This is a genomic window from Thauera sp. DNT-1, assembly GCF_055393985.1.
On sequence record NZ_AP043752.1, the window covers coordinates 1570477 to 1589235 of the forward strand.

General features: G+C 66.7%; 15 protein-coding genes and 6 tRNA genes. 3 read left to right on the top strand and 18 right to left on the bottom strand.

The window, feature by feature from the left end; genetic code table 11:
- Positions 1-54: 54 nt before the first annotated feature.
- From ACZ5PP_RS07300 to ACZ5PP_RS07370, 15 genes are all read right to left on the bottom strand, one after another.
- A tRNA-Asp gene (locus ACZ5PP_RS07300) sits at positions 55-131 on the bottom strand.
- A 59-nt stretch (positions 132-190) separates the two neighbouring features.
- A tRNA-Glu gene (locus ACZ5PP_RS07305) sits at positions 191-266 on the bottom strand.
- A gap of 28 nt (positions 267-294) precedes the next feature.
- Positions 295-370, bottom strand: a tRNA-Ala gene (locus ACZ5PP_RS07310).
- Between the two features lie 99 nt (positions 371-469).
- Positions 470-546, bottom strand: a tRNA-Asp gene (locus ACZ5PP_RS07315).
- A gap of 60 nt (positions 547-606) precedes the next feature.
- Positions 607-682 (bottom strand) — tRNA-Glu (locus ACZ5PP_RS07320).
- Between the two features lie 14 nt (positions 683-696).
- A tRNA-Ala gene (locus tag ACZ5PP_RS07325) sits at positions 697-772 on the bottom strand.
- 63 nt (positions 773-835) lie between these two features.
- A complete protein-coding gene (locus ACZ5PP_RS07330; protein WP_012585818.1) occupies positions 836-2245 on the bottom strand; it encodes an FAD-binding oxidoreductase in 1410 nt (469 codons plus the stop codon).
- A 7-nt stretch (positions 2246-2252) separates the two neighbouring features.
- A complete protein-coding gene (gene rssA / locus ACZ5PP_RS07335; RefSeq protein ID WP_004265997.1) occupies positions 2253-3227 on the bottom strand; it encodes a patatin-like phospholipase RssA in 975 nt (324 codons plus the stop codon).
- A gap of 30 nt (positions 3228-3257) precedes the next feature.
- Positions 3258-4589, bottom strand: a complete 1332-nt coding sequence (rimO, locus tag ACZ5PP_RS07340) for a 30S ribosomal protein S12 methylthiotransferase RimO (protein WP_004265999.1) — start codon at positions 4587-4589, stop codon at positions 3258-3260.
- A gap of 54 nt (positions 4590-4643) precedes the next feature.
- Positions 4644-5237 (bottom strand): polyhydroxyalkanoate synthesis repressor PhaR, encoded by a 594-nt coding sequence (phaR, locus tag ACZ5PP_RS07345; RefSeq protein WP_004266001.1) that lies wholly within the window; start codon positions 5235-5237, stop codon positions 4644-4646.
- Between the two features lie 130 nt (positions 5238-5367).
- On the bottom strand, positions 5368-6108 hold the full coding sequence (phbB, locus tag ACZ5PP_RS07350) for a beta-ketoacyl-ACP reductase (protein WP_004266003.1): 741 nt from the start codon (positions 6106-6108) through the stop codon (positions 5368-5370).
- A gap of 246 nt (positions 6109-6354) precedes the next feature.
- The gene (gene ltrA / locus ACZ5PP_RS07355) at positions 6355-7611 is read right to left on the bottom strand and encodes a group II intron reverse transcriptase/maturase (RefSeq protein ID WP_464826108.1); all 1257 of its coding nucleotides are present in this window, start codon (positions 7609-7611) and stop codon (positions 6355-6357) included.
- A gap of 630 nt (positions 7612-8241) precedes the next feature.
- A complete protein-coding gene (gene ltrA, locus ACZ5PP_RS07360; protein ID WP_464826108.1) occupies positions 8242-9498 on the bottom strand; it encodes a group II intron reverse transcriptase/maturase in 1257 nt (418 codons plus the stop codon).
- A 622-nt stretch (positions 9499-10120) separates the two neighbouring features.
- Positions 10121-10861 (bottom strand): acetoacetyl-CoA reductase, encoded by a 741-nt coding sequence (phbB, locus tag ACZ5PP_RS07365; RefSeq protein WP_004266007.1) that lies wholly within the window; start codon positions 10859-10861, stop codon positions 10121-10123.
- Positions 10862-10976: 115 nt separating this feature from the next.
- Positions 10977-12722, bottom strand: a complete 1746-nt coding sequence (locus ACZ5PP_RS07370) for a PHA/PHB synthase family protein (protein ID WP_004266009.1) — start codon at positions 12720-12722, stop codon at positions 10977-10979.
- A 106-nt stretch (positions 12723-12828) separates the two neighbouring features.
- Here ACZ5PP_RS07370 and ACZ5PP_RS07375 point away from each other — a divergent pair, with 106 nt between their 5' ends.
- Complete coding sequence (locus tag ACZ5PP_RS07375; protein ID WP_004266012.1) at positions 12829-13050, top strand: hypothetical protein; 222 nt, start codon at positions 12829-12831, stop codon at positions 13048-13050.
- A gap of 49 nt (positions 13051-13099) precedes the next feature.
- Here ACZ5PP_RS07375 and pgeF read toward each other — a convergent pair whose 3' ends face one another.
- Entirely contained in the window at positions 13100-13882 is a 783-nt protein-coding gene (gene pgeF, locus ACZ5PP_RS07380; RefSeq protein ID WP_012585819.1) for a peptidoglycan editing factor PgeF, read from the bottom strand.
- Positions 13879-14862 carry a 23S rRNA pseudouridine(1911/1915/1917) synthase RluD gene (rluD, locus tag ACZ5PP_RS07385; protein WP_464826925.1) on the bottom strand — a complete coding sequence of 328 codons (984 nt, stop codon included), beginning with the start codon at positions 14860-14862 and terminating at the stop codon, positions 13879-13881. The genes pgeF and rluD overlap by 4 nt, the downstream gene beginning before the upstream one ends.
- Before the next feature lie 13 nt (positions 14863-14875).
- Here rluD and ACZ5PP_RS07390 point away from each other — a divergent pair, with 13 nt between their 5' ends.
- Positions 14876-15685 (top strand): outer membrane protein assembly factor BamD, encoded by an 810-nt coding sequence (locus ACZ5PP_RS07390; RefSeq protein WP_012585821.1) that lies wholly within the window; start codon positions 14876-14878, stop codon positions 15683-15685.
- A 189-nt stretch (positions 15686-15874) separates the two neighbouring features.
- Here ACZ5PP_RS07390 and ACZ5PP_RS07395 read toward each other — a convergent pair whose 3' ends face one another.
- Positions 15875-18058, bottom strand: coding sequence for a malate synthase G (locus tag ACZ5PP_RS07395; protein ID WP_004266022.1), 2184 nt, complete (start codon positions 18056-18058; stop codon positions 15875-15877).
- Between the two features lie 291 nt (positions 18059-18349).
- Here ACZ5PP_RS07395 and ACZ5PP_RS07400 point away from each other — a divergent pair, with 291 nt between their 5' ends.
- The gene (locus ACZ5PP_RS07400; RefSeq protein WP_012585822.1) at positions 18350-18745 is read left to right on the top strand and encodes a RidA family protein; all 396 of its coding nucleotides are present in this window, start codon (positions 18350-18352) and stop codon (positions 18743-18745) included.
- The last annotated feature ends 14 nt before the right edge of the window (positions 18746-18759 follow it).

The following is an 18759-nucleotide window of genomic DNA, read 5'->3' on the forward strand; positions in this document are numbered from 1 at the left end:
CGGCCGCAGACGGAAAAAAGCCACCGCACGGAAACCGTACGGTGGCTTTTTTGGTGGCGGAGTGGACGGGACTCGAACCCGCGACCCCCGGCGTGACAGGCCGGTATTCTAACCGACTGAACTACCACTCCGCGCTGACCTGCTCCGGCTTTCGCCGGTTGCGACCCGAGCAACATCGGACCGCCTTTTCTGGCGTCCCCACGGGGATTCGAACCCCGGTTATCGCCGTGAAAGGGCGGTGTCCTAGGCCTCTAGACGATGGGGACTGCAAGCCTATCTACTGCAAAAAACCTTTGGTGGAGGTAAGCGGGATCGAACCGCTGACCTCTTGCATGCCATGCAAGCGCTCTCCCAGCTGAGCTATACCCCCACAACGAGTCGGCGATTATAGCTTCTGAAAAAGCCCACCGCAACTGCCCCGGAGCGTCACTTCCGAAACATCGCAAGGCCGAAGCCCTGCTCTTGAAACTGGCGGAGTGGACGGGACTCGAACCCGCGACCCCCGGCGTGACAGGCCGGTATTCTAACCGACTGAACTACCACTCCGCGCTGACCTGCCCGGCTTTCACCGGCTTGCTTTCCAGCCATTGGCCGGACCGCCTTGTATGGCGTCCCCACGGGGATTCGAACCCCGGTTATCGCCGTGAAAGGGCGGTGTCCTAGGCCTCTAGACGATGGGGACTGCATTCTTCAGTTTGGTGGAGGTAAGCGGGATCGAACCGCTGACCTCTTGCATGCCATGCAAGCGCTCTCCCAGCTGAGCTATACCCCCGGCACCAAAGAGCGCGCATTATAGGTCGCTCCCCGGGACCTGTAAACCCCCTCTCCGAACTTTCTACAGCACCTTGCCCGGATTCATCAAACCGGCCGGATCGAAGGCCTGCTTCACCCGCCGCATCAGCTCCATCTCGAGCGCCGGCTTGTAGCGCAGCACCTCCTCGCGCTTGAGCTGGCCGAGACCGTGCTCGGCAGAGATCGAGCCACCGAGTTCGCAAACCAGGTCGTGCACGATGCCATTGACCTCTGCGGTGCGTGCAATGAAGGTGGCGTTGTCGTCGGCCACCGCCTTGGACAGGTTGTAGTGCAGGTTGCCGTCGCCGATGTGCCCGAAGGCCACCACGCGAATGTCCGGCCAGCGCGCGGCAAGCGCCGCGCCGGCGCGTTCGAGGAACTCGGGGATGCGGCTGACCGGCACCGAGACGTCGTGCTTGATGCTGACGCCCTCGATGCGCTGCGCCTCGGAGATGTCCTCGCGCAGCGCCCACAAGGCCCGCGCCTGCGCCACGCTCGCCGCCACCACGGCGTCGCTGGCCAGGCCCTGCGCGACGGCCTCGCCCAGCACCGCCTCGAGTTGGGCCTCGAGCGGCGCATCGACGGCCGGATCGGAGAGCTCGACCAGCACCGTCCACGCCGGCGCACCGGCGAGCGGATCGCGCGCGCCCGGGATGTGCCGGAGCACGAGCCCGAGCGCCGTGCGGCCGACAATCTCGAACGCGCTCACGCGGTCGCCGCAGGCTGCCCGCAAGAGCCCGAGCAGGCGCACCGCCGCGCGCGGGTCGGCCACCGCCACCCAGGCCGTGGCGCGAGTGCGGATGGCCGGGAAGAGCTTCAGCACCGCGGCGGTGACGATGCCCAGGGTGCCCTCGGCGCCGATGAAGAGCTGCTTGAGGTCGTAGCCGGTGTTGTCCTTGCGCAGAGCACGCAGCCCGTCCCAGACCCGGCCGTCGGGCAGCACCGCCTCGAGCCCGAGCACCAGGTCGCGCGTGTTGCCGTAGCGCAGCACCTGCACGCCGCCGGCGTTGGTCGACAGGTTGCCACCGATCAGGCAGCTGCCCTCCGAGGCGAGCGAGAGCGGGAACAGGCGCCCGGCGGCCTGCGCCGCCTCCTGTACCGCGGCGAGCGTGCAACCGGCCTCGACGGTGAGCGTGTCGTTGTCGGGGTCGAGCGCACGAACACGGTCCAGGCGCGCGAGACTGATCACCACCGCCGCGCCATCGGCGAGCGGGGTCGCGCCGCCGCACAGGCCGGTGTTGCCGCCCTGCGGCACCATCGCCACGCCCGCCTGCGCGCAGGCGGCGACCACCGCGGCCACCTCGGCGGTATCGCGCGGACGCACCACCGCGCGCGCGCGGCCGTGGTAGCGCCCGCGCCAGTCGCTCAGGAAGGGTGCCATGTCGGTTTCGCCGTCGAGCACGTTGGCCGCGCCGACGATCGCGCGCAGGCGCGCATTCAGTTCATCGCTCATCCGATCCTCACTCGTTGGCGCCGCCGAGCAGTTCGCGCAACAACGGGCGCACCCGCGCCACCGCCGCGACGCCCTCGGCGATCGCCTCGTCGGCGCGGTGATAGTCCATCAAGCCGAGCTGGCTCACCCGCGGCGACACCAGCAGGTCCGCGGGCTCGCCGGCGAGGCGGCTGCGCGCGATGCGCACCTGCATGATGTTGATGCTGGAGCTGATCACCGAGACCAGCGAGGGAAGGCTGTCGGCCGCAGCCAGGGGCCGCGAGGGCATGCCGGACTCGGCTTCGGCGGCGAAGCCGAAGCGCGCGAGCAGGCGCTCGGTCCACCCCGCCTCGGTCTCCTCGACCGGCGCAGGCTCGACCGCCGAGCGCCGGAAGGCGCGCCCCACCATGTCCGAGCCGAGATCCACCGCGATCACGACGTCGGCCCCCATCGCGCGGCACAGCGACACCGGCACCGGATTGACCAGGCCGCCATCGACCAACATGCGGCCCTGGTGCAGCACCGGCGTCATCAGCCCGGGGAGCGCGATCGACGCACGCACCGCGGCCGACACGCTGCCCTCGTGCAGCCAGATCTCGCGTCCGGTGGAGAGTTCGGTGGCAACGCAGGCGAAGCGCTGGTCGAGCTCGGTGAAGTCGCGGTCGACGAAGTTGCGCTCGAAGAAGTCGATCAGCTTCTGGCCCTTGATGAGCCCCCCGCGCAGCGACACGTCGAGCAGCGACACCACGTCCTGCCACTTGAGGGTCTCGGCCCAGCGCACCAGCTTGTCGAGGTCACCCGAGGCCGCGGCGGCGCCCACGAAGGCACCGATCGAGCAGCCGGTGATGATCTGCGGCACCACGCCTTCACGCGCAAGTTCGAGCAACACGCCCAAGTGCGCCCAGCCGCGCGCGGCACCGCTGCCGAGCGCCAGGCCGATCACCGGCCCGCCACCCGAGGGCTCGGCGCAGGCCAGCCCGACAGAGCCCGCCCCGCTCAGCACGGCGAGGGCTCCGGCACGGAAATGCCGGCCTTACTCGATGCGCTCGGCGTAGAGGTCGTGCACATCGCAGTCGGTGATGCGCACCCGCACGAAGTCGCCCGGCGCGAGGCCGTCGCCCTCGGGGATGACGACCAGGCCGTCGATCTCGGGCGCGTCGCCCGGCGAGCGCGCGAGCGCGCCCTCCTCGTCGACCTCGTCGACCAGCACGGTCATCTCGCGGTCGATCTTGGCCTCGAGGCGCTGCGTGGAGATGTCCTCCTGGAAGTCCATCAGGCGCGCGCGGCGTTCCTCGCGCACCTCGTCCGGCACCGCGCCGGGCAGCTCGTTGGCGGTCGCGCCCTCGACCGGCGAATAGGCGAAGGCGCCGACGCGGTCGAGCTGGGCCTCTTCGAGGAAGTTCAGCAGCATCTCGAAGTCTTCCTCCGTCTCGCCGGGGAAGCCGGTGATGAAGGTCGAGCGGATGGTCAGCTCGGGGCAGATGCTGCGCCACTTGCGCACGCGCTCGAGCACGTTCTCGGCATTGGCCGGGCGCTTCATGGCCTTGAGGATACGCGGGCTGGCGTGCTGGAAGGGCACGTCGAGGTAGGGCAGGATCTTGCCTTCGGCCATCAGCGGGATGAGATCATCCACGCTCGGATACGGATACACGTAATGCAGCCGGATCCAGATGCCGAGTTCGCCGAGCGCCTTCGCCAGGTCGAGCAGGCGCGTCTTCACCGGGCGCCCGCCCCAGAAGCCGGTGCGGTACTTGACGTCCACGCCATAGGCCGAGGTGTCCTGCGAGATCACCAGCAGTTCCTTGACGCCCGCGTCGGCGAGCGCCTCGGCCTCGCGCATGACCTCGTGGATCGGACGGCTGACGAGGTCGCCGCGCATCGACGGGATGATGCAGAAGCTGCAGCGGTGGTTGCAGCCCTCGGAGATCTTGAGATAGGCGTAATGCTGCGGTGTCAGGCGGATGCCTTGCGGCGGCACGAGGTCGGTGAACGGGTCGTGCGGCTTGGGCAGGTGGCGATGCACCGCGTGCATGACCTCCTCGGTGGCGTGCGGGCCGGTGACCGCGAGCACCTGCGGATGCGCGGCGAGGATCACATCGTCCTTGGCGCCGAGGCAGCCGGTGACGATGACCTTGCCGTTCTCGGCGAGCGCCTCGCCGATCGCGTCGAGCGATTCCTCGACCGCGGCATCGATGAAGCCGCAGGTATTGACGACGACCAGGTCGGCGTCGTCGTAACTGCCCGAGATCGCATAGCCCTCTGCACGCAGCCGGGTAAGGATGTGCTCGGAGTCGACCGTCGCCTTGGGGCAGCCGAGGGAAACGAAGCCGACGCGCGGCAGGTCGGAAGTCTTGAAGGTGGTCATGCAAAGAACCTGTCGGGTCGGGGCGGCGGCGGCCTCAGCGGCGCGCGGCGCCGCTCACTTCTTGCCGTCGCCCTTGAGCGCGGCGGGCGCGGCGGATTCGGCGTCCTCGGGACGGACGTAGCCCGGGAACTGGAAGCCGGTGAACATGTTGCGCGTCTGGCTCTCGAGCTGCGTCTGCATCTGCTCGAACATCTTCTTCGACTGGTCGACGTAGGCGCCCATCATGCTCTGCAGCGCGGGCCCCTGGAAGTTGAGGAACTGCGCCCACAGGTCCTGGCCCACCGGGCTGTTCTCGCCATAGATCGCGCGCGCCTGGTCCTGGAGCTTGACCTGCATCTCGGTGAAGGCCTTGATGTTGCTCTCGAGGTACTTGCCCATCATGCCCTGCATGGCATTGCCGTAGAAGCGGATCATGTGCGCGAGCAGGTCGCTGGTGAACATCGGCGCGCCCCCCGCCTCTTCCTCGAGGATGATCTGGAGCAGGATGCTGCGCGTCAGGTCCTCGCCGGTCTTCGCATCGACCACCTGGAAGTGCTCGTGACCGAGCACCAAGTCCTTGACGTCGGCCAGGGTGATGTAGGAACTGGTCCGCGTGTCGTACAGACGGCGGTTCGGGTACTTCTTGATCAGTCGCTGCTGTTCCGGCATTTCTCCGTCTCCTCGGCGGCGGTGTCTTCGCTCTGTGCGAAAAAATTATATCGCGCTGCGACATCGAAACCACGAAAAAACCCCGTCTTTCGACGGGGTTGCGTGATTTCGCGCATGACACGGCGCAACATCAGCACATGTGCAGGCCACCGTTGATGTTGATGGTCGCCCCGGTGATGTAGGCAGCCTTGTCGGAGGCGAGGTAGGCGCACAGGTCGCCGATCTCGTCCGGACGGCCGAGGCGCTTCATCGGCACGGTGTCGATGATGCCCTGGCGGATGTCTTCGCGGATCGCCATCACCATGTCGGTACCGATGTAGCCCGGGGCGATCGCGTTGACCGTCACACCCTTGGTCGCCAGCTCGGCGGCGAGCGCCTTGGTGAAGCCCAGCACGCCGGCCTTGGCGGTCGAGTAGTTGGTCTGGCCCGCCTGACCCTTGACGCCATTGACCGAAGAGATGTTGATGATGCGACCCCAGCCGCGCTCGGCCATCTTCGCGGAGACGTGGTGGGTGACGTTGAACAGGCTGTTCAGGTTGGTGTTGATCACCGCATCCCACTGGCCCTTCTCCATCTTGGGGAAGAACTTGTCGCGGGTGATGCCGGCGTTGTTCACCAGCACATCGATCGGACCGACGTCGGCTTCGATCTTGGCAACCATCGCCGCGCACGACTCGTAGTTCGACACGTCGCCTTCGGCGGCGGCGAAGTCGAAGCCGAGGTCGCGCTGAGCGGACAGCCAGGCGTCCTTTAGCTCGAAGTTCGGCAGGCAGTTGGCCACGACCTTGAAGCCGTCCTTGGCGAGCGACTGGCAGATCGCCGTACCGAGACCACCCATGGCGCCGGTGACAAGAGCGATTTTCTTGGACATCTTGAAATCCTTCAGGAGCATTTGTAGAAACCGAGGCCGCCTGCGGGCCAGTACAGCCGGCACGCGCTTCGGTCGTGGATGCGGCAGCGCATCAGCCACCTCACGCGCGGATTATAGCCCCTGTTTCACAACTCATGTTGCGATGCAATAGCCCCATTCCCGCGCCCCGCGAGCAATCGAGTAGGGGACGGGGTCACCCCCGTCGCCCTCTCACACCACCGTACGTGCGGTTCCGCATACGGCGGTTCATGAAAGACACTGGAGTCGTCGCGTCGTATCGAGCAGCGACACCAGCCCCAAACGATCAAAGAAGACTTTCGGGAAGGCCGCGTTCATGTGGCTAGCGCCACTGTTCCACCACGGCCCGCGTTGGTTGAACGCGGAGCGAAACGCCCGCTCCTCCTTCAGCCCCGCCTTCATCAGGTTTCTGGCGCGAGTATAAGGGCGCTTCCACTGCCGCCACAGGATGCAGCGCAGCTTGCGCCGGAGCCAACCGTCGATCTCTTCCAGCGCCCGCTTGGTCTCGGTCAGCTTGAAGTACGCTGCCCAACCCCGTAGCACCGGATTCAGTTCTTCGATCGTGCGCCGCACACTACGCCCCCTCGCACCTTTGAGCACCTCGCGAATCTTGTCCTCCAGCCGTTTCAGGCTAGTCGGCGCAATCCGCAGCTTCGGGGCCTTGTGCCAAGTCAGGCTGTAGCCCAGAAACTTCCGCTCCCACGGTCGTGCGACCGCGCTCTTGGCCTCGTTGACCGTGAGCTTGAGCCGCTCGGACAGAAACTGGGTAATACCGCCCAGGACACGCTCGCCTGCCGCCTGACTTCTGACGTAGATGTTGCAGTCGTCCGCATAGCGACAGAACGCGTGGCCCCGGCGCTCCAGCTCCCGATCCAATTCTGTCAGCAGAATGTTCGACAGCAGCGGACTCAAGGGGCCGCCTTGCGGCGTACCCTGCGTCCGCGGGCTGACGACGCCCTCTGCCATCATCCCCGCTTCCAGATACCGTCGGATCAGCTTCAGTACCCGCCCGTCCCCGATCTTCTTCGCCAACTTCGCCATCAGAATGTCGTGATTGACCCGGTCGAAGAACTTCTCCAGATCCATATCCACCACGACGCGACGACCTTGAGCCACATACCGCTGCGCCGCCTTGACCGCCTGATGGGCAGATCGCCCCGGTCGGAAGCCGTAGCTCGACTCGGAGAACGCCACCTCGAAGATCGGTGAGAGCACCTGATGCAACGCTTGCTGGATCAGTCGATCCGTCAGCGTCGGTATGCCGAGCGTCCTCATCCCGCCTTGGGGCTTCGGAATATCCACCCGGCGCACCGCTTGCGGGATGTACGTCCCCGCCAGCAGCTTGGCCTTGATCGTCGGCCAGTGTTGCTGCAGATGAGCCTTGAACTCGGATACCCCGATGCCATCGACACCGGCTGCACCCTTGTTGCGGATCACCCGCTCGTACGCAAGCCACAGGTTGCCGCGCTCACACACGGCTTCCATCAGCCCGCTTGCCCGCTCCAACTCCGCTTTCGTCCGCTCAACGTCCGCCGACTCCACCTCGACACGCAGCCCAGCCCCCTCCGGATACCGTCCGGAATCCGCTGCCTGCGCCCCATCTGGCCGATGGGCTTCTGTCTTCCTCGGCTTCATCGAGAAACGTTCGCCTACTCGCGTTCTTCCATGTTCAGCCCTTCGCCCCATCCCGGCGGCTACTATGGCCTCTGCTGACTTCCTCACGCGCATCCCAACGCCTCACGACGTCAGTAGCACAACGGCACCCGTGAGGATCTCCCCGGGTATGACGCACCCACCTTCACGCTTATACCTGTCGGATATACGTCACAGCGTTCCGTGCAAGTTTCGGGCTTTGACAATATTGGCCGCCTCACCCCGCTGCAGCGCCTCCTATCCGCTTCCTGTTCGTCAGGCCAGCGCTTTGCCTTCGGCTTCCTCCAGATTCGCAGTTACCCGCGACACCCTTGCCGTTCAGCTAACTCTTCCCCTTGCCGGGCGAGTAGAGGACTTTCACCTCCAAGTGAGTGCGCCCTGCCGGGCGCACATCGAGTAGGGGACGGGGTCACCCCCGTCGCCCTCTCACACCACCGTACGTGCGGTTCCGCATACGGCGGTTCATGAAAGACACTGGAGTCGTCGCGTCGTATCGAGCAGCGACACCAGCCCCAAACGATCAAAGAAGACTTTCGGGAAGGCCGCGTTCATGTGGCTAGCGCCACTGTTCCACCACGGCCCGCGTTGGTTGAACGCGGAGCGAAACGCCCGCTCCTCCTTCAGCCCCGCCTTCATCAGGTTTCTGGCGCGAGTATAAGGGCGCTTCCACTGCCGCCACAGGATGCAGCGCAGCTTGCGCCGGAGCCAACCGTCGATCTCTTCCAGCGCCCGCTTGGTCTCGGTCAGCTTGAAGTACGCTGCCCAACCCCGTAGCACCGGATTCAGTTCTTCGATCGTGCGCCGCACACTACGCCCCCTCGCACCTTTGAGCACCTCGCGAATCTTGTCCTCCAGCCGTTTCAGGCTAGTCGGCGCAATCCGCAGCTTCGGGGCCTTGTGCCAAGTCAGGCTGTAGCCCAGAAACTTCCGCTCCCACGGTCGTGCGACCGCGCTCTTGGCCTCGTTGACCGTGAGCTTGAGCCGCTCGGACAGAAACTGGGTAATACCGCCCAGGACACGCTCGCCTGCCGCCTGACTTCTGACGTAGATGTTGCAGTCGTCCGCATAGCGACAGAACGCGTGGCCCCGGCGCTCCAGCTCCCGATCCAATTCTGTCAGCAGAATGTTCGACAGCAGCGGACTCAAGGGGCCGCCTTGCGGCGTACCCTGCGTCCGCGGGCTGACGACGCCCTCTGCCATCATCCCCGCTTCCAGATACCGTCGGATCAGCTTCAGTACCCGCCCGTCCCCGATCTTCTTCGCCAACTTCGCCATCAGAATGTCGTGATTGACCCGGTCGAAGAACTTCTCCAGATCCATATCCACCACGACGCGACGACCTTGAGCCACATACCGCTGCGCCGCCTTGACCGCCTGATGGGCAGATCGCCCCGGTCGGAAGCCGTAGCTCGACTCGGAGAACGCCACCTCGAAGATCGGTGAGAGCACCTGATGCAACGCTTGCTGGATCAGTCGATCCGTCAGCGTCGGTATGCCGAGCGTCCTCATCCCGCCTTGGGGCTTCGGAATATCCACCCGGCGCACCGCTTGCGGGATGTACGTCCCCGCCAGCAGCTTGGCCTTGATCGTCGGCCAGTGTTGCTGCAGATGAGCCTTGAACTCGGATACCCCGATGCCATCGACACCGGCTGCACCCTTGTTGCGGATCACCCGCTCGTACGCAAGCCACAGGTTGCCGCGCTCACACACGGCTTCCATCAGCCCGCTTGCCCGCTCCAACTCCGCTTTCGTCCGCTCAACGTCCGCCGACTCCACCTCGACACGCAGCCCAGCCCCCTCCGGATACCGTCCGGAATCCGCTGCCTGCGCCCCATCTGGCCGATGGGCTTCTGTCTTCCTCGGCTTCATCGAGAAACGTTCGCCTACTCGCGTTCTTCCATGTTCAGCCCTTCGCCCCATCCCGGCGGCTACTATGGCCTCTGCTGACTTCCTCACGCGCATCCCAACGCCTCACGACGTCAGTAGCACAACGGCACCCGTGAGGATCTCCCCGGGTATGACGCACCCACCTTCACGCTTATACCTGTCGGATATACGTCACAGCGTTCCGTGCAAGTTTCGGGCTTTGACAATATTGGCCGCCTCACCCCGCTGCAGCGCCTCCTATCCGCTTCCTGTTCGTCAGGCCAGCGCTTTGCCTTCGGCTTCCTCCAGATTCGCAGTTACCCGCGACACCCTTGCCGTTCAGCTAACTCTTCCCCTTGCCGGGCGAGTAGAGGACTTTCACCTCCAAGTGAGTGCGCCCTGCCGGGCGCACCAAAAAAAAGCGCGCTCCACCGGAGCGCGCCACGTTGCGGAGCCGGAACCGGCCGCCGACGGGTCAGAACATGTGCTGGCCGCCGTTGATCGAGATGTTGGCACCGGTCACGAAGGCCGCCTCGTCGGAGGACAGGTAGGCCACCAGGCCGGCGATCTCTTCCGGCTTGCCCAGGCGAGACACCGGGATCTGCGGCAGGATCTTGGAGTCGAGGATCTCCTGCGGGATCGCCATCACCATCTTGGTGCCGATGTAGCCCGGCGAGATGGTGTTGACGGTGACGCCGTTACGCGCCACTTCCAGCGCCAGCGCCTTGGTGAAACCGTGCATGCCGGCCTTGGCCGCGGCGTAGTTGGTCTGGCCGAAGGCGCCCTTCTGGCCGTTGACCGAGGACACGTTGATCACGCGGCCCCACTTGCGCTCGACCATGCCGTCCATGACCTGCTTGGTCATGTTGAAGGCGGAGTCGAGGTTGGTGCTGATGACCGCATCCCAGTCGGCCTTGGTCATCTTCTTGAAGGTCATGTCGCGGGTGATGCCGGCGTTGTTGACCAGCACGTCGACCGGACCGACCTCCTTGACCACTTGCTCGACGCAGGCCTTGCACGAGTCGAAATCCGCCACGTCGCAGGGAACGGCCTTGAAGCCGTAGCCCATGTTGTTCATGGTCTGCAGCCACTCCTGGGCCTTGGTGTTGCCCGGGGAATGGGTCGTCACCACCTTGTAGCCGAGCGCGGCCAGCTTGATGCAGATCGCCTCGCCGAGACCGCCCATGCCGCCGGTTACCAGTGCAACTCTTGCCATCTTCTTCTCCTCTCCCTATGCGGGGTACTTTCGTAGTGCTGGACGGACCTTGAACACGACGGCAGCGACCGCCCGATCCGCTGCCGTCGAACACTGAAAACCTCCTCGTTCCGGGTCAGGAACGCTCCTTGACGTAGCGCCCCGGCGCCGGCTCGATCGGCTCGTACTTCGTGCTGCCCAGGCGTCCGCGCGCGGCCACCTCCTTGCCGCCATGGCCGCGCAGCCACTCGGCCCAGTGCAGCCACCAGCTGCCCTTGTGCTCGGCCGCGCTCTCGAACCATTCGTCGGGGTCGGCCGGGCGCACATCGGCGGTCCAGTAGCTGCGGCGATTCTTCGACGCCGGGTTGATCGCGCCGGCGATGTGGCCGCTTGCGCCGAGCACGAAGGTGGTGTCGCCGCCCAGCACGTTGCGCGCCAGGTAGGCGCTCTTCCACGGCACGATGTGGTCCTCGCGCGCCGCCATCAGGTAGGCCGGCACGTCGACCTTGCCGAGGTCGACCTTGTGCCCGAGCATCCTGAGCTTGCCCGGCACGCGCAGGTTGTTCTCGAGGTACATGTTGCGCAGGTACCAGGTGAGGAAGGGCCCCGGCAGGTTGGTCGAATCGGAGTTCCAGTACAGCAGGTCGAAGGCGACCGGCTTGTTGCCCTTGAGGTAGTTGCCGACCACGTATTGCCACACCAGGTCGTTGGCGCGCAGGAAGGAAAACACGTTGGCGAGTTCCTGCCCCTTGAGCACCCCGCCCTTGCCGATCGCGGCCTCGCGCGCGGTGACGCTCGCCTCGTCGACCAGGCAGCCGAGCTCGCCGGCGTCGGAGAAATCCAGCAGCGTGGTCATCAAGGTGAGGCTCGCCACCGGCTCCTCGCCGCGCGCGCGCGCCACCGCGAGCGCCGAGGTGAGGATGGTGCCGCCGACACAGAAGCCGAGCACGTTGGGCTTCTTGACGCGGGTGATCGAGCGCACCACCTCGAGCGCCGCGAGCGGTCCCTTGTCGAGGTAGTCGTCCCAGGTGTAATGGCCGCCGGTGTCGGGACGGGGGTTCTTCCACGACACCAGGAAGACCGTGAAGCCCTGCTCGACGACGAAGCGCACGAGCGAGTTCTCGGGCTGCAGGTCCATGATGTAGAACTTGTTGATGCACGGCGGCACGATCAACAGCGGCGTCTGCGCGACCTTCTCGGTCAGCGGCGCGTACTGGATCAGCTGCATCAGCTCGTTCTCGTAGACCACCGAACCCGGGGTCAGCGCGAGGTTACGGCCGATCTCGAAGGCCGCGTCGTCGGTCATCGAGATGCGCCCCTTCTCGAGGTCGCCGAGCAGGTTCTGGATGCCGCGCGCGATGCTCTCGCCCTTGGTCTCGACCGCGGTCTTGATGAACTCGGGGTTGGTCGCCGCGAAGTTACTCGGCGACAGCGCATCGATGTACTGGCGGGTGAGGAACTGCATGCGCGCCTTGGCGCGGCCGTCGGCGATCGGCATCGCGTCCGCCATCTGGCGCAGGAAGCCGGCGTTGAGCAGGTAGGCTTGGCGCATGTAGTCGAACACCGGGCTCTCGGACCACTCCGGCGCCGCGAAGCGCTTGTCGCCCGGCTCGGGCTGCACCACCGCGGGGCCTGCCGCCCCCGGCGTGCGCGCAAGCATGGACGACCACAGTTCGGCGTGCTTCTCGGCGAAGACCTTCTGCAGCGAGGCCATCACCTCGGTCTCGGGCATCGGCAGCTTCTGCGCCGCCACCCCCGAGGAATCCTGCATCGCCACATGCTGGCGTGCGAGCGCATCGAAGAAACCCTGCGCCATCGCCTGTCCCGCGGCGAGGATCGCCTGCATTCCCGGCGGCACCTGCTTGCCCGTCGTATCCGACATCCCTTTCTCCTGAGGCCGCGTCCGCCCGCTCCGGGCCGGGGCCGCGGTTTCCTGCCCTGTCCGTGATCCTCCGGCGCCGGCTCGCGGCGCGCGCTAGAATCCACCCATGTATCTGATCCCGATCGCCTGGCTCTACGTCGTCGTCCTCGTCGCCGCGGCGGAGGATTCGATCGTTGCCGCCGTCCTGACCTTCGTGTTCTGGGGGCTCGCGCCCCTGGCCTTGTTTCTTTGGCTGTTCGGCACCCCGGCCCGCCGACGTCGCCGCCTGCAGCAGGAGCGAGAAGCACTCGAACGCAACGATAGAGCCGAAACTGACGCCGATCAATAGCCGCAATCCCTAAGACGGTCATGCGAGACGGATCGCGGCAACGCCGCGCTCACGCGATCGCGCCGGGCCGCCCCTCCTCCAGCCAGATCAGCGCGGCGAAACGCCCGGTCGTCCCATCACGCCGGTAAGAATAGAAATGCGCCGGATCGGCCACGGTGCACACACTGCCGCCGTCGATCCGCCCCACGCCCGCAAGCGTGAGCCGTCGACGCGCGAGCGCGCAGAGATCGGCCAGCCACTTCCCCGGCACGCCACCCGCGACGAAGGCTGCGGTCGCGCCCGGGTCCGCACCGACGAAGGCCGCGCGCACGTCGTCCCCGACCTCGAAGGCCGTCGGCCCGATCGCGGGCCCGAGCCACGCGCGCACGCGCCCCGGCGTCACGCCCATGCGCTCCACGGTGCGCTCCAGCACCCCGGCGGCCAGGCCGCGCCAGCCCGCGTGGGCGGCGGCGACCACGGTGGCGTCGTCGTCGCAGAAAAGCACTGGCAGGCAGTCGGCGACCATGACCGCACACGCCCGCCCGCGCATGCGCGCCACGGCCGCATCGGCCTCGGGCACTCCGGCCGCGCGATCGGCGTCCGCCACCGCGCAGCCATGCACCTGCTCGAGCCACACCGGCTCGGCGCCGATCGCCGCACCCAGGCGTGCGCGGTTGGCCGCCACCGCGCGCGCATCATCGCCAACATGGCTGCCGAGGTTGAAGCTCGCCCATGGCGGCAAGCTTGCGCCGCCCTCGCGGGTGCTCACCACGGCCCGTACCCCGGGCGGCAGGCTCCACTGCGGGCACAGCAGGCCAGGGGCGAAAAAGCGGTAGCCGGGCGGCAGGCTCATCGCGGCGCTCCATGCAGCTCGTCCAGCAGCGCGGCGAAATCCGCCGCCAGCGGCACCTCCCAACGCATCGCCTCGCCGCTGCGCGGATGCGCGAGCCCCAGCCGGAAGGCATGCAGGGCCTGGCGCGGGAACGCATCGAGGCGCACATCGCCGCAGCGGCGCGCCCCATAAAGCGGATCGCCGACCAGCGCATGGCCGATGTGCGCCATGTGGACGCGGATCTGGTGGGTACGCCCGGTCTCCAGACGACATTCGACCAGGGTCGCACGCGGGAAACGCTCGGTGACGCGGTAATGCGTGACCGCCGGACGGCCGTTGCCGACGACTGCCATGCGCGTGCGCTGCGTAGGGTGACGCCCGATCGGCGCATCGACCGTGCCGCCGGCCGTCAGCGCGCCCTGCACCAGCGCGCGGTAGTGGCGCCCGACCGTGCGCGCCTGGAGCTGACGCACGAGCTCGGTCTGCGCGGCCAGCGTCTTCGCCACCACCATCAGCCCGCTGGTGTCCTTGTCGAGCCGGTGCACGATACCGGCCCGCGGCACCCCGGCGAGCGCGGGGTTGCGGTGCAGCAAGGCGTTGAGCAGGGTCCCGCTCCAGTTGCCGCTGCCGGGATGCACGACGAGGCCGACGGGCTTGTCGATCACCAGCAGGTCCTCGTCCTCGTAGACCACCGCGAGCGGGATGTCCTCGGGCAGCGCGGCGGTGACCTCGGGCGGCGGCGGCGCGTCGATCTCGACGCACTCCCCGCCGCACACCTTGCGGCGCGCATCGGGGCTCGCGCCATCGACGCGGATCCAGCCCTCCTTGAGCCAGCCCTGCAGGCGGCTGCGCGAATGTTGGGGGAGAAGCCGTGCCAGGGCCTGATCGAGGCGCAGCCCACCCAGTTCGACGGGAATCGTCAGCGCCTCCCACGCATCGGCGTCGTCGGCGGGAAGATCGGCTGGGAGGGCGGCTGGGATATAATCGGCGTGTTCATTCACGCGAGTGTCTTCGATGGCCAGGTTCACCCCCGGAAGTTTAACGGCAAAAGCCGCGCTGATTGGCGCCTTGCTGCTCGGCGGCTGCGGCCTCCTGCCCGAGCAGGTCGACGAGACCGCCGGCTGGAACGCACAAAAGCTGTATTCCGAGGCCAAGGCCTCGATGAGCGAGGGCGGCTACGATCGCGCGGTGACGCTATTCGAGAAGCTCGAGGCACGCTATCCCTACGGCCGCTTCGCCCAGCAGGCCCAGCTTGAGGTGGCCTACGCGTACTACAAGCAGGGCGAGCAGGCGCTCGCGCTCGCCGCGGCCGACCGCTTCATCAAGCTCCATCCCAATCACCCGAACGTCGACTACGCCTACTACCTCAAGGGCCTGGTCAACTTCAACGAAGACCTCGGCCTGCTCGCCGGCCTGTCGCGCCAGGATCTCTCCGAGCGCGACCCCAAGGGCGCACGCGAGGCCTTCGACAGCTTCCGCGAACTGGTCGAGCGCTTCCCCGAGAGCCGCTACGCCGACGACTCGCGGGCGCGCATGCAGTACCTGATCAACTCGCTCGCCTCGCACGAGGTGCATGTCTCGCGCTACTACTACAACCGCGGCGCCTACGTCGCGGCGATCAACCGCGCGCAGACCGCGGTGAATAACTTCCCGCAGGCACCGGCGATCGAGGAGGCGCTGTTCCTGATGGTCATGAGCTACGACAAGCTCGGCATGGCGCAGCTGCGCGACGACGCCGACCGCGTCATGCGCAAGAACTTCCCCGACAGCGTGTATTTCCGCGGTGGCCCGGAAGACACGCGGCCGTGGTGGCAGCTGTGGTGAGGGTCTGATCCCCCGATCATGCAGATCGGGCGGAGCAAGATGTAAAAAGGCGCCCTGCGAGGCGCCTTTTTACATTTCCAGTGCCGTCGCCGCGATGCACGCGTGCAGCTCTCCATCGCCGGATCGCGAGTCGCGTCGCTCCTGCAGGAGCACAGGAGCGACGCGACTCGCGCCGAGCGTGGACGACGCTCAGGCGCCGACCTTGGCCTTGAACTGCTGGCGATAGCGGTGCAGCAGCGGCTCGGTGTAGCCGCTCGGCTGGGCGCAGCCCTCGAAGATCAGCGCGCGCGCGGCCTGGTAGGCCACCGAGTCGTCGAAGTTCGGCGCCATCGGGCGGTACAGCGGGTCGCCCGCGTTCTGGCCATCGACCACCGCGGCCATGCGCTCGAGCGTGGCCTCGACCTGCTCGGCGGGCACCACGCCATGGCGCAGCCAGTTGGCGATGTGCTGGCTGGAGATGCGCAGCGTGGCGCGGTCTTCCATCAGGCCGATGTCGTTGATGTCGGGCACCTTCGAGCAGCCCACGCCCTGCTCCACCCAGCGCACCACGTAGCCGAGGATGCCCTGGCAGTTGTTGTCGAGTTCCTGCTGGCGCTCGGTCTCGCTCCACTCGGCCTTGGCCACCACCGGGATGGTGAGCAGGTCGTCGAGCAGCGCCTCGGCTTCCTTGTCGAGGTCGAGCTTCTCGATGTCCTGCTGCACCGCGGCCACGCTGACCTGGTGGTAATGCAGCGCATGCAGGGTGGCGGCGGTCGGCGACGGCACCCAGGCGGTGTTGGCGCCCGCCTTGGGATGGCCGATCTTCTGCTCGAGCATCGCGGCCATCAGGTCGGGCATGGCCCACATGCCCTTGCCGATCTGGGCGCGGCCGCGCAGGCCGGCGGCCAGACCGATGAGCACGTTGCGGCGCTCGTAGGCGGCGATCCACTTGCTGTTCTTGATGTCGCCCTTGCGCATCATCGCGCCGGCCTCCATCGAGGTGTGCATCTCGTCGCCGGTGCGATCGAGGAAGCCGGTATTGATGAAGGCCACGCGCGCCGGCGCGGCGGCGATGCAGGCACGCAGGTTGACGCTGGTGCGGCGCTCCTCGTCCATGATGCCGAGCTTGACGGTGTTGGCCGGCAGCCCGAGCAGCTGCTCGACGCGGGTGAACAGCTCGTCGGCGAAGCCGATCTCCGCCGGGCCGTGCATCTTGGGCTTGACGATGTAGATGCTGCCCTTGCGCGAGTTGCCACGGCGCTCGAGGTCGCGCTTGGCGATCAGCGTGGTGACCACCGCATCCATGATGCCTTCGGGGATTTCCTTGCCCTCGCCCCAAAGGATGGCCGGGTTGGTCATCAGGTGGCCGACGTTGCGCACGAAGAGCAGCGCGCGACCGTGCAGCTTTACCGGCTTGCCGTCGGCACCGGTGTACTCGCGGTCGGCGTTCAGACGCCGCGTCATCGGCTTGCCGCCCTTGTCGAAGGTGTCTTCCAGCGTACCGTCCATCAAGCCGAGCCAGTTGCGGTACACCACGACCTTGTCGTCGGCATCCACCGCGGCGACCGAGTCCTCGCAGTCCATGATGGTCGACAGCGCGGCTTCCATCAGCAGGTCGTTCACGCCCGCGGCATCGGACTTGCCGATGGCGCCGCTGCGGTCGATCTGGATCTCGATGTGCAAGCCGTTGTTCTTCAGCAGCACGGCGCGCGGCGCGGCGGCCTCGCCCTGGAAGCCGACGAACTTCTCGGCCTGCTGCAGGCCGGTGCTGGCACCGCTCTGCAGCTTCACCACCAGGCGGCCGGCCTCGACCGCGTAGCCCGCGGCGTCGGCATGCGAGGCACCGGCGAGCGGCGCGGCCTGGTCGAGCACCTGGCGGCCGAAGGCGATGACCTTCGCGCCGCGCACCGGGTTGTAGCCCTTGGTGAGCTCGGCGCCGTCCTTCTGCGGGATGGCGTCGGTACCGTAGAGCGCGTCGTAGAGCGAGCCCCAGCGCGCGTTGGCGGCGTTGAGCGCGTAGCGCGCGTTCATCACCGGCACCACGAGCTGCGGGCCGGCCTGCACGGCGAGCTCGTCATCGACGTTGGTGGTGGTGGCCTTGGCACCGGCGGGCACCGGCAGCAGGTAGCCGATCGAGGACAGGAAGGCCTTGTACGCGGCCATGTCGGCGATCGGCCCCGGGTGGGCGCGATGCCAGGCGTCGATCTCGGCCTGGATGCGATCGCGTTCGGCGAGCAGAGCGGCGTTCTTCGGTGCGAGATCGTGTACCAGCGCATCGAACCCGGACCAGAAGGCGGCAGCGTCGACACCGCTGCCCGGCAGGGCTTCTTCTTCAATGAAACGCTTCAGGTTCGCTGCGACCTGCAGACGCTGGACACTCACTCGTTCGGTCATCTTTCGCACTCACTGGCTCGGTTGTTGAGGAACACGCCCGCATGAAGGGGCGCATAACCTTTGAAGAATGCTTTCGATCGCGGCGTGGGTCAAGGGTGCGAAGCAAAAGTCCTCTATAAGACTTGCGCTATGGCTCGGCACGCCGCCAAAGCGGACACCATCGCATCGTCAGCCGCCCAAGTTCTGCATTTTATTGCAGAATACGCCCGCGAACTGCACTATTTGACATGCTGCCCGGTCGCGCATCAAGCGCGTACGCGCAGCGCCAGAAACGCACTCGAGGAGACAGACATGCAGATTCTTCAACCCGCGGGCTGGAAACGGCCGAAGGGCTACGCCAATGGAGTGGCCGCGAGCGGACGGATGCTGTTCGTCGCCGGCCAGGTGGGCTGGGACGCGGACGAGGTCTTCCGCAGCGAGGACCTCGTCGAGCAGATCCGCCAGGCGCTGCGCAACGTGCTCGCCATCCTGGACGCCGGCGGCGCGCGTTCGACCGACATCGTGCGCATGACCTGGTTCCTGGGCAGCGCCGCCGAGTACAACGCCCGCCTCGAGGAGATCGGCACGGTCTATCGCGACCTGATCGGCCACCACTACCCGGCGATGAGCGCCGTGCAGGTGGCTGGCTTCGTCGAGGCCGGCGCGAAGGTGGAGATCGAGGTCACGGCGGTGCTGCCGGACGATTGAGGAGGACGGACCGG

What these genes read in the sequence shown, in the direction of transcription:
- ACZ5PP_RS07330 (WP_012585818.1), bottom strand. Translation starts at nt 2,245, where the DNA reads ATGAGCGATGAACTGAATGCGCGCCTGCGCGCGATCGTCGGCGCGGCC.
- rimO (WP_004265999.1), bottom strand. Translation starts at nt 4,589, where the DNA reads ATGACCACCTTCAAGACTTCCGACCTGCCGCGCGTCGGCTTCGTTTCC.
- phaR (WP_004266001.1), bottom strand. Translation starts at nt 5,237, where the DNA reads ATGCCGGAACAGCAGCGACTGATCAAGAAGTACCCGAACCGCCGTCTG.
- phbB (WP_004266003.1), bottom strand. Translation starts at nt 6,108, where the DNA reads ATGTCCAAGAAAATCGCTCTTGTCACCGGCGCCATGGGTGGTCTCGGT.
- ltrA (WP_464826108.1), bottom strand. Translation starts at nt 7,611, where the DNA reads ATGGAAGCCGTGTGTGAGCGCGGCAACCTGTGGCTTGCGTACGAGCGG.
- ltrA (WP_464826108.1), bottom strand. Translation starts at nt 9,498, where the DNA reads ATGGAAGCCGTGTGTGAGCGCGGCAACCTGTGGCTTGCGTACGAGCGG.
- phbB (WP_004266007.1), bottom strand. Translation starts at nt 10,861, where the DNA reads ATGGCAAGAGTTGCACTGGTAACCGGCGGCATGGGCGGTCTCGGCGAG.
- ACZ5PP_RS07370 (WP_004266009.1), bottom strand. Translation starts at nt 12,722, where the DNA reads ATGTCGGATACGACGGGCAAGCAGGTGCCGCCGGGAATGCAGGCGATC.
- ACZ5PP_RS07375 (WP_004266012.1), top strand. Translation starts at nt 12,829, where the DNA reads ATGTATCTGATCCCGATCGCCTGGCTCTACGTCGTCGTCCTCGTCGCC.
- pgeF (WP_012585819.1), bottom strand. Translation starts at nt 13,882, where the DNA reads ATGAGCCTGCCGCCCGGCTACCGCTTTTTCGCCCCTGGCCTGCTGTGC.
- ACZ5PP_RS07390 (WP_012585821.1), top strand. Translation starts at nt 14,876, where the DNA reads ATGGCCAGGTTCACCCCCGGAAGTTTAACGGCAAAAGCCGCGCTGATT.
- ACZ5PP_RS07395 (WP_004266022.1), bottom strand. Translation starts at nt 18,058, where the DNA reads ATGACCGAACGAGTGAGTGTCCAGCGTCTGCAGGTCGCAGCGAACCTG.
- ACZ5PP_RS07400 (WP_012585822.1), top strand. Translation starts at nt 18,350, where the DNA reads ATGCAGATTCTTCAACCCGCGGGCTGGAAACGGCCGAAGGGCTACGCC.